The sequence below is a fragment of the Nocardia concava NBRC 100430 genome (assembly GCF_000308815.1).
Lineage (GTDB): Bacteria > Actinomycetota > Actinomycetes > Mycobacteriales > Mycobacteriaceae > Nocardia > Nocardia concava.
Genome location: NZ_BAFX01000127.1, coordinates 1 through 11739, shown reverse-complemented (window position 1 = coordinate 11739; position 11739 = coordinate 1). Strand labels below are relative to the sequence as shown.

Sequence of the window (11739 nt, the reverse complement as noted above, 5' to 3'; positions counted from 1 at the left end):
GCTGGGCGGCAACTCGCTGGTCGCCACCCGCGCGGTATCGCGCATCAACGAGGCCCTGGACGCCACGGTCACGGTGCGCGAACTGTTCGAGACCGCAACGGTTTCCGGGCTGGCCGCGCGCATCGTGCCGGGCGCGGCCGCCGGTGCGCGACCGCCGCTGGTGGCGGGGGAGCGGCCCGCCCGCGTGCCGCTGTCGCTGGCGCAGCAGCGCATGTGGGTGCTCAATCAGCTGGATCCGGATTCCCCGGCCTACAACATCCCCATGGTCATCCGCCTGACCGGAGCGCTGGACATCCCGGCCCTGGCCCAGGCCGCCGAGGACCTGCTCACCCGCCACGAGGTGCTGCGCACCCGCTATCCCGAATCCGGCCCCGGCGCACCGCCCTACCAGGAGATCCTGTCCGTGGCCGAGGCGCTGCCGGGCGGGCTCGTGGTGGAGCGCGCCCACGACATCGGCGCGCGGGTGCGGGAACTGGTGCTGGCCGGATTCGATGTGGCACAGCAGGTTCCGGTGCGGGTGCGCCTGCTCACCGGCGACGAGCCCGACGACTACCTGCTCATCCTGGTGGCCCACCACATCGCCGCCGACGGCGCCTCCTTCGCGCCGCTGGCCCGGGACCTGGTGACCGCCTACGTGGCCCGCACCGGGGGCGAGACCCCGGGCTGGGCGCCGCTGCCGGTGCAGTACGCCGACTTCGCGCTCTGGCAGCGCGCCGTCATCGGCTCCGACGACGACGAGAACTCGCTGGCCGCAGCGCAATTGGCGTACTGGCGGGAACAGCTGGCCGATCTGCCCGCGCGCGGGCCGCTGGCCCTGGACCGCCCCCGACCGGCTGCGCCGTCCATGGCCGGTGCGCTGGTCGACTACGTGGTGCCCGCCGAGATCCACGCCGAACTCAATCGCATCGCGCGCAGCCACAATGCGTCGCTGTTCATGGTGATGCACGCGGCCCTGGCGGTGCTGCTGGCCCGCATGTCGGGCAATCCGGACGTCATCATCGGCACCGCGGTCGCGGGCCGCGGCGAGCGGGTGTTGGACGGCCTGGTCGGCATGTTCGTCAATACGCTCACCCTGCGCACCGCCGTCGACCCCGCCGCCTCGTTCGACGAGCTGGTGGCCGCCGCCCGCGAAACCGACCTGTCGGCCTTCGCGAATGCCGATGTGCCCTACGAGCGCGTCGTGGAGGCGGTCGCCCCCGCCGGCGGCCGCGCCGAACCGCTGCTGCAGGTGGTGCTGGCACTGCAGAACAACGAGGTGGCCGAACTCGAACTGGCGGGCCTGACCGTCTCCGGGGTGGACGCCGACCTGGCCGCCGCCAAGTTCGATGTGCAGATCGGCGTCGAGCCGCACCCGCCCGCCGCCGACGGCACACCCGGCGACCTCGCCGTCGTGTTCTCCTACGCCACCGAGCTTTTCGACGAGTCCACCATCGAGGCGCTCGGCGCGCGACTGCTGCGCGTCCTGGCCGCGGTGGCCGCCGACCCGCACATGCCGGTGGGCGATATCGACCTGCTGGACGAGGCCGAACGCGCCCGCGCCCAGGCGCTGCCCGCGCCCGCGCAGGTGTCGGTCCAGGCCGCCACCGCGTACGGCACCGCGCTGCCGCAGTCGCTGTCGGCCACGGTCGAGGACGATCCGGACGGCCCGGCCCTGGTCTGGGGCGAGGAGGCGGTGTCCTATCAGGATCTGGACGCCCGCTCCTCGCGGCTGGCCCGCTTCCTCATCGGGCGCGGCTGCGGTCCGGGCACCGGCGTGGCCGTGCGACTGGATCGCGGCATCGATCTGGTGATCGCCACCTGGGCGGTGCTCAAGGCCGGTGCGGCCGTGGTGCCGCTGATCTCGGTGGACCGGCTGCCCCCGGCCGGACTGGACGTGAAGGTCGGCCTCACCACCGGACGCCCGGCCGCGGCGCCCGGTATCGACTGGCTCGCGCTGGACGACTCCGGGGTGGGCGCGGAGATCGCCGCCGAATCCGCCCGACCGGTCACCTACGCGCACCGCACCCGCGCCCTGCGCGGCGACGACATCGCCTTCGCCGCACCCGGCCGCCCCCAGCTCGGCTATGACGCGATGGCGGGGCTGGTGGACCGGATTCGCGCCGGATCGGAACTGACTTTCGAGGCCCGGACCTTCTGGCCGGGTTCGGCGGACCACCCGTTCGCCGTGCTCGAGGTGATCGCCGCCGGCGGTGTCGGGGCGTCAATGGTCCTGGCCGAGCCCGGTTCCGAACTCGCCGAGACACTGACCGAGGAATGGGTCACCCATCTCTTCGCCGAATATCAGGTGTTGAACCGGGTGGATCCCGCCGAACTGGATGATCTCGCGGCCGTCGTGGTGGATCGTCTCCCGGTCCCAACCGCCTGGGACGGGCGTACCATTCTCGTGATCGATCCGGCCGGGGAGGCGTGATGACCTCCGCCTGACGCGCCCGGAGTAGCTCTTCCGCCCGCAGGACTGAATACTCCTTGGGGGAACCCCCGCGTTACCCCGCCTCGGACCGAGGCGAAAGTAACGCGGCCTGCGTGAATCCGATGAAGGTTGTCGGTGCGCGCCGCGGTTGAGCATTAACGGACAGGATGAGGACAAGCTGCATGATTCGGGTGGTCGGGGACCGGAAGAACGAGTTCGTGGCGGTAGTGGCATGACCCGCACGGCTCGCGTACGCCCCACCCGGACCCGCCGCGGACCCCACATCCCGACGCTGCCGCAGCTGCTCGCGTCGGCCGTCGAGGCGAATCCCGGCGGCGCGGCCGTCGTGCTCGCCGACGCGGATGCGACCCTGGCCACTATCGGCTACGCCGAACTCGACGAACGCTCGAACCGGCTGGCCCGGCTGCTCATCGCGCGCGGCATCGGTCCCGAGGATCTGGTCGCGGTCGGCATCCGCCGCTCGGTCGAATCGGTGGTGGCGGTCTGGGCGGTCGCCAAGACCGGCGCCGGCTTCGTCCCCGTCGACCCCAATTACCCGGCCGACCGCGTGCTGCACATGATCACCGACTCTCGGGCCGTGCTCGGCCTGACCGTCTCCGACACCCGGTCCGTGCTGCCGGCCGCGGTGCCCTGGCTGGAACTCGACACCGACGAGATCGCCTCCGCCGCGCAGGGCTATCCCTCCGAACCGGTCACCAATGCCGATCGGGTGCGCCCGCTGCGCGCCGAGCACGCCGCGTACGCCATCTACACCTCCGGATCGACCGGCCTGCCCAAGGGCGTGGTGGTCACCCACACGGGTATCGCCGCGCTGACCGCCGAGATGCGGGAGCGCTTCGGCATCGGCCCCGAGTCGCGGGTGCTGCACGTCGCCACCCCGTCGTTCGACGCCTCGATCATGGAACTGCTGATGGCCGTGGGCGCGGCGGCGACCATGGTCGTCACCGCGCCCGAGGTCTACGGCGGTGACGAACTGGGCCGCCTCATCGCCCGCGAGCGGGTGACGCACGGACTGATCACGCCCTCGGTGCTGGCCTCGCTGGATCCCGACCAGCTCGGCAGCATGGAGGCCATCGTCGGCGGCGGCGAGGCCATTTCGGCCGAACTGGTGCGCCGCTGGACCGGGGACCCGGCCCGGCGCTTCCACAATGCCTACGGTCCGACCGAGGCGACCATCGCGACCAATATCTCCGACCCGCTCGCACCCGAGCGGCCGGTCACCATCGGCGGCGCCATTCGCGGGGCCACCGCGCACGTGCTGGACGAATGGCTGCGACCGGTGCCGGTCGGCGCCCCCGGCGAGCTGTACATCGCCGGTGCGCTGCTGGCTCGCGGCTATCACGCGCGACCCGAGCTGACCGCCGCGCGCTTCGTGGCGAACCCGTTCGAGGACAACGGTTCCCGGCTCTACCGCACCGGCGACCTGGTGCGCGCCAATGCCGCCGGTGAACTGGAGTACTTGGGCCGCAACGACTTCCAGGTCAAGATTCGCGGTCTGCGCATCGAACTGGGCGAGATCGACGCCGTGCTGGCCGGGCCGGACGCGGTCGACTTCGCGGTGACCGTCGGCCACGAGGTGAACGGGCGCGCCACCGCACTGGTGTCCTATGTGCATGCCGCACCGGGCTTCTCGATCGACACCGTCGAGCTGGCGGCGCTGGCCGAGAAGACGCTGCCGGCGCACATGGTGCCCGCCACGATCATCGTGCTGGACCGGATTCCGCTGACCCCCGCCGGCAAGCTGGACCGCCGCGCACTGCCCGAACCCGAGCTCGAGGTCACCGAGTTCCGCGCGCCCGAGACGCCGACGCAGCAGGCGGTGGCCGAGGTCATCGCCGAGGTGCTGCGGCTGGACCGGGTCGGCCTCGACGACGACTTCTTCACGCTCGGCGTGGATTCCATCACCGCCATCCAGATCGTTTCGCGTGCGCGTGCGCGCGGCCTGGGCTTCAAACCCAAGGAGATGTTCGCCGCCCGCACCGTGGCCGCGCTGGCCGAGCTCGCCGAGCCGATCGAGAACGCCTCGACCACAGAGGAACTCGCGACCGGACCGCTGGTCGAGCTCTCCGCCGCCGACGCGGCGCGGCTGCGCGAGCAGTACCCGACCATGTCCGAGGTGTGGCCGCTGACGCCGCTGCAGTCGGGCATGCTGTTCCACGCCCGGCTGGCCGAGTCCTCGGTCGACGCCTACATGGTGCAGTTCGCGCTGGACCTGGCCGGTGAGATCGACGTGGCGCGTGTGCAGGCCGCCGCGCGGGCCATGCTGGACCGGCACGTGAACCTGCGGGCCGTCTTCGCCGAGGACAGCGCCGGGAATCCGCTGCAGGTGATCCTCGACGAGGTCGAATTGCCTTGGCAGTACCTCGATCTCAGTGATCGGGTGCCCGCCGAGGCGGTCGCCGAGACCGATCGCCTGATGGCCTTCGACGTGGCGCGGCACTTCGACATGAGCGCCGGGCCGCTGCTGCGCATGACCCTGTACCGGACCGCCGCGGACCGCTACCGCTTCAGCGTCACCAGCCATCACATCCTGATCGACGGCTGGTCCATGCCGCTGCTCATCCAGGACATGCTGCTGCTGTACGCGGCCGAGGGCGACGCGTCCCGGATCCCGGCCGTGCGCCCCTACCGCGACTACCTGGCCTGGCTGGCCGCCCGCGATCACCAGGCGGCGCGCGAGGCGTGGCGCGAGACCCTCGCGGGATTCACCGAGCCGACCCCGTTGGCCGCGGTCGACCCGTCGCGCGAAATCACCTCCGGCATCGGCGAAGTCGTCTTCGCGCTGTCCGAGGACGACACCGCCGCGCTGACCGAGGTCGCGCACGCCGCGGGCGTCACGCTCAATACCGTGGTGCAGGCCGCGTGGGGTCTGCTCATCGGCCGCAGCACCGACCGCGACGATGTCGTGTTCGGCGCCACCGTGTCCGGTCGTCCGCCGCAGCTGGCGGGCATCGAGACCATGATCGGCCTGTTCCTCAACGCCATTCCGGTGCGGGTGCGGCTGAGCGCGGGCGACACCGTCGCCGAGGTGCTGCGGAAGCTGCAGGACGAGCAGGCCGCCCTGCTCGACCACCACTACGTCGGGCTGGGCGAGATCCAGGAGATCGCCGGGGTCGACGGGCTTTTCGACTCCATCGTGGTCTTCGCGTCGTTCCCGGTGGACGAGCAGTCCCTCGACGACGCCGCCGCGCCCATCGACGGCGCGGGCATTCTCGGCGCGCACGCGGTGAACGGCACCCACTACCCGCTGACGGTCATGGTGCAGCCGCGCGGCCGGGGCCTGTCCTTCGGCGTGAAGTACCTGCGCGACCTGTTCACCGAGGACGCGGCACAGGCCATCGCGCAACGGCTTTCGGTGCTGCTGGGCCGCATCGCCGCCGACCCGAGTGCCCGGGTGAGCGCGGTGGACGCGCTGCTCGACGACGAGCGCCGCGAGCTGGCGACGATCAACGCCACCGAAGTGCCCGAGCTGCTGGACGATTCGACCCTGCTGACGCTGTTCGACGCCCAGGTGGCGCGCGACCCCGACGCCCCGGCGGTCATGTTCGGCCGCACCACCCTGACCTACGCCCAGCTCGACGCCCGCTCCCGCCGCCTCGCCCAGGAACTCACCCTGCGCGGTGTCGGCCCGGAATCCCGGGTGGCCGTGGCCATGCGCCGCGGCATCGACCTGGTGGTGGCCATCTACGCCGTGTTGCGCTCCGGCGGCGCGTACGTGCCGGTGGATCCGGACCATCCGGCCGAGCGCAACGAGTACGTGCTGGCCGGTTCCGCGCCGGTGTGCGTGCTCACCCGCGCCGCCGACGACTTCGAAACCGCCTCCGGCGTACCGCTGTTCTTCGTCGACGCGCTCGCGGGCGCGGACCCGCTGGTCGAGGTCGTGCCCACCGAGGTGCGGCCCGACAATGCCGCCTACGTCATCTACACCTCCGGCTCCACCGGCCGCCCCAAGGGCGTGGTCATCACGCACCGGCAGATGGCCAACCAGTTCCGCTGGGCCCAGCGCACCTACCCGCACCGGCCCGGCGACGTGGTGCTGCACAAGACGCCCATCACCTTCGACATCTCCACCTGGGAGCTGTTCTGGCCGTTGCAGACCGGCGCGGCCGTGGTCATCGCGGAACCGGACGGGCACCGGGATCCGGCCTACATCGCGAGCCTGATCGACGAATACGCGGTCACCTCGGTGCATTTCGTGCCGTCCATGCTCGACGCCTACCTCGACGGGGCAGCTCGACGGCATCCGTCGCTGCGCTGGGTATTCGCCGCCGGTGAAGCGCTGTCGGCCGAGAGCGCGACGAAATTCGCTGCCGCCCTGCCGGATACGGACCTGCTCAACTGGTACGGCCCGGCCGAGGCCACCGTGGTCACGGCCCATCCGGCCGAACGCACCCACGGCGTCGCTGTGCCGATCGGCAGCCCGGTCGCCAATACCCGTGTCCTGGTGCTGGATCGGCAGCTGCGGCCGGTGCCGGTCGGTGCGGCCGGTGAACTCTATGTCGCCGGTGTGCAGTTGGCGCGCGGCTACCTCGGTGCGCCCGCGCTGACCGCCGAACGCTTCGTCGCCCACGCGAACGGGCAGCGGCTGTACCGCACCGGTGACGTGGTGCGCTGGGTTGCCGACGGCGACAACCACGCGCTGGAATACCTGGGCCGCAGCGACTTCCAGGTGAAGCTGCGCGGCCAGCGCATCGAACTCGGCGAGATCGAGACCGTGCTGCTGGCACATCCGGACGTGCACCGCGCCGCGGTGAGCCTGGTGCGCGCCGAGACCGGCGACCGCCTCGTCGCCTACGTGGTGCTCGAGGCCGACGCGCAGGTCACCGATGCCGAACTGCTCGCGCACACCCGCGAATCGGTGCCGTCCTACATGGTGCCCTCGGCCGTGGTGCGGCTGGAAGCCATGCCGCTCAACGCCTCCGGCAAGCTGGATCGCAAGGCGCTGCCGGTGCCGGAGTTCCAGGCCCGCGAGTACCGCGAGCCCGCCACCGCCGCCGAGCGGACCGTGGCCGAGGTCTTCGCGGCCGTGCTGCACCTCGAGCGTGTGGGCGCCGATGACGACTTCTTCGAACTGGGCGGCAACTCCCTCAATGCCACCCAGGTGGTCGCCCGCCTGGGCGCGGCCCTGGGGGCGCGGGTGCCGGTCCGGGTGCTCTTCGAGCAGCCCACCGTCGCCGAGCTGGCGAAATCCCTGGGCGCCCTGGCCGATTCGGGTGTCGCCCCGCTGCGGCCCATGCAGCGGCCCGAGCTGATCCCGCTGTCCTACGCCCAGCAGCGCATGTGGTTCCTCAACCGCCTGGACACCGACGCCGCCACCTACAACCTGCCCATCGCGCTGCGCGTCACCGGCCCGCTGGACGTGCCCGCGCTGCGCGCCGCCGTGGCCGACCTGGTGACCCGGCACGAGGTGCTGCGCACCTACTATCCCGAGCACGGCGGTGTCGGCCACCAGGTGGTGCTGCCGGTCGACGCGCCCGGCGCGCTGCCGTCGCTGCCGGTGGTCGAGGTCACCGAATCCGATGTGGCGCAGGTGGTCTCCGAGATCGCCTTCGCGCCCTTCGACGTGACCGCCGCCCCGCCGCTGCGCCTGCGGCTGCTGCGCCTGAGCGAACAGGACCATGTCCTGGTCTGCGTGGTCCACCACATCGCGGGCGACGGCTTCTCCGGCGGACCGCTCACCCGCGATCTCATGACCGCCTACTTCGGTCGCATGCGGGGCGAGGAGCCGCAGTGGTCGCCGCTGCCGGTGCAGTACGTCGACTACGCGCTGTGGCAGCGCGAAACCCTCGGCGACGAACACGATCCCGGCTCGCTGCTGGCCGCCCAGTTCGACTACTGGCGCGGGGCCCTGGCCGGGCTGCCGGATCAGCTGGAGCTGCCCACCGACCGGCCTCGCCCGGTGGTGGCCTCCGGACGCGGCTCGGTGCACGCCTTCGATATCGACCCGCACGTGCACGCCGCCCTGATCCGGGTTGCGCAGCAGCACAATACGACCCTGTTCATGGTCATGCACGCGGCCTTCGCGGTGCTGCTGGCCCGGGTGTCCGGCACCCGCGACATCGCCATCGGCGCGCCCGTCGCGGGCCGCGGCGAGGCCGACCTCGACGGGCTCATCGGCATGTTCGTCAACACCTTGGTGCTGCGCGCCGAGGTCGACCCGAACGCCAGCTTCGCCGAACTGCTCGCCGCCGTGCGCCGGACCGACCTGACCGCCTTCGAGCACGCCGACGCGCCGTTCGAACGCATCGTGGAACTGCTGGACCCGCCGCGCTCGCAGGCCCGGCACCCGCTGTTCCAGGTGTCGCTGACCCTGCAGAACATGACCCCGGCGGTGTTCGAACTGCCCGGTGTCACCGTCTCCGACGTCGACCTCACGGTGCCGGTGGCCAAGTTCGACCTGGACCTCACCCTGGTCGAGCGCACCACCTCCGACGGTGTGGCACAGGGCATTTCGGCGGCCTTCACCTACGCCACCGACCTGTTCGTGCCCGAGACCATGGACCGGCTGGCCGAGCGCCTGCGCCGCACCCTGGTCGCGGTGGCCACCCATCCCGAGCGCTCGGTCGGCGACTTCGACCTGCTGGCCGTGGACGAGCGCCAGCGGGTGCTGTCGGATTGGAACGCCACCACCGTCGACATCGCCGCGGGACTCCCGCGCGCCGCGACCACCAGCCTGGTGTCGCTGTTCGAGACCCAGGCGCTGCGCACGCCCGACGCGGTCGCGCTGGTCAGCGGCGGCGAGCGGCTCAGCTACGCCGAGTTCGCCGCCCGCGTGCACCGGCTGGCTCGCCGCCTCATCGCGGCCGGAGTCGGGCCGGAATCGCTGGTGGCCCTGCACATCCGGCGTTCGCTGGACTTCGTCACCGCCACCTACGCGGTGCTCGTGGCCGGTGGCGCGTACGTGCCGCTGGATCCGGATCAGCCCGCCGAGCGCATCGCCCACGTGCTCGACACCGCGAACCCGGTCTGCGTGCTCACCACCTCGCGCGACAGCTTCGACGCCGGCGACCACGCCGTGGTCGAGGTCGACACCGCCATCCTCGCGGGCTATCCGGACCATCCGGTCAGCGACGTGGAACGCCGCGCGCCGCTGCGCCCGCGGAACACCGCCTATGTCATCTTCACCTCCGGTTCGACCGGCCGCCCCAAGGGCGTGGCGGTGTCGCACGAGGCGGCGGTGAACCAGATCCGCTGGATCACCGACGAATACGGGATCGACGGCGACGACGTGGTGCTCTTCAAGACGCCCGCCACCTTCGACGTGTCGGTGTGGGAACTGTTCGGGCCGCTGGCGACCGGCGGCCGCATGGTCGTCGCCACCCCGGACGGACACCGCGATCCGCTGTACCTGGCCGACGTCATCGCGGCCCACAATGTCACCCTCACCTCGTTCGTGCCGTCCATGCTGCGGGTCTTCGCGGGCAGTGCTGACCCGAGCCGGCTCGAGTCGCTGCGGGCGCTGCTGGTGGCCGGTGAGGCCCTCACCTCCGACACCGTCGACGCCTTCCGGGCCGTCAGCCCGGCCGAGCTGCACAACCTCTACGGCCCCACGGAATTCACCGTGCACGCCACCTACGCACCCGTCGCCGACGAGGTGTCCGGTGCGGTGCCGATCGGCGGCCCGGTGTGGAATGCCCGTGCCTACGTGCTGGATTCGCGCCTGCACCCCGTCGCCCCCGGTCTGGTGGGTGAGCTGTACCTGGCGGGCGCGCAGCTGGCGCGGGGTTATGTCGGACGCCCCGACCTGACCGCGGATCGCTTCGTGGCCAACCCCTTCCGCCGCGGCGAGCGCATGTACCGCACCGGCGACCTGGTGAAGTGGAATGCCGACGGTCAGCTGGTCTACCTGGGCCGCAGCGACTTCCAGGTGAAGCTGCGCGGTCTGCGCATCGAGCTCGGCGAGATCGAGGCCGCGCTCACCTCGCACGAATCGGTGGATCAGGCCGTGGTGGTGCTGCATTCGGCCGAGCACACCGGTGACATGCTGGCCGCCTACGTGGTGGCCGCGGTCGGTGCCACGATCGATCGGGGCGCGCTCGACGCGCACCTGGCCGCGCGACTGCCGTCCTACATGGTGCCCGCCGCGCTCGTGGTGCTGGACGTCATGCCGGTCAACGCCAACGGCAAGCTGGACCGGAAGGCGCTGCCCGCACCGGAATTCGCGGCGCGCGATTTCCGGGCCCCGGTGACCCCGGTCGAGCAGATCGTGGCGGCCGTCTTCACCGAGATGCTCGGCCTCGGCCACCCGGTCGGCCTGGACGACGACTTCTTCGCCCTGGGCGGCAACTCGCTGGTCGCCACCCAGGTGGTCGCCCGGCTCGGCGCGGCCCTCGACAGCCGCGTCCCGGTGCGGCTGCTGTTCGACGCCCCGACGGTGGCGGCGCTGGCCGCCGCCCTGGAGTCGGCCACCGGCACCGGCCGCTTCCGCGCCCTGGTGGCCGGGCCCCGCCCGGAACGGATTCCGCTGTCCTCGGCGCAGCAGCGCATGTGGTTCCTCAACCGCTTCGACACCGAATCCGCGGCCTACAACATTCCGGCGGCGGTGCGGCTCTCGGGCGCGCTGGACATCGACGCCCTGCGTGCCGCGGTATCGGATGTCGTTGCCCGCCACGAGATCCTGCGCACCATCTACCCCGAGACCGACGGCGGCCCGGTGCAGGTGGTGCTGTCGGCCGCCGACGCCGCACCCGAGCTGGAGCTGCGCCGGGTCACCTCGGAGCAGGTCACGGGCGAGGTGCTGGCGGTGGCCTCGCACCTGTTCGACGTCACCACCGAGGTGCCGCTGCGCATCGCCCTGTTCGAGATCACCGACGCCCCCGGCGAATACGTGCTGGCGCTGGTCATCCACCACATCTCCGGCGACGGCTCCTCGGTCACGCCGCTGACCCGCGACCTCATGGTGGCCTACGCCGCCCGGTCCACGGGCGTCGAGCCGGCCTGGCAGCCGCTGCCCGTGCAGTACGCCGACTACGCCATCTGGCAGCGCGAACTGCTCGGCGACGAGAACGATCCGGAATCGCTGGCCGCCAAGCAGATCGGCTACTGGAAGCAGGCGCTGGCCGGACTGCCCGATCAGCTCGACCTACCGTCGGATCGGCCGCGCCCGGCCGTGCAGTCCTTCCAGGGCGGCCGCGTCGATATCGAGCTGCCCGCCGAAACCCACCGCGCGCTGGCGGAATTGGCGCGCCGGGAGGGCGCGACGCTGTTCATGGTCGTGCACACCGCGCTGGCGGTGCTGCTGGCCCGGCTCTCGGGCACCGACGACATCGCCATCGGCACCCCGATCGCGGGCCGCGGCGAGGCGGCCA

General features: G+C 71.8%; 2 protein-coding genes. Both read left to right on the top strand.

The annotated features are described in order from the left end of the window. Positions 1-2410: condensation domain-containing protein (locus ON43_RS30195; protein ID WP_040813038.1), on the top strand; the 2410-nt coding region annotated here is incomplete at its 5' end. A gap of 283 nt (positions 2411-2693) precedes the next feature. Continuing rightward, a partial coding sequence (locus ON43_RS30190; protein WP_444543745.1) for a non-ribosomal peptide synthetase occupies positions 2694-11739 on the top strand: 9046 nt, incomplete at its 3' end.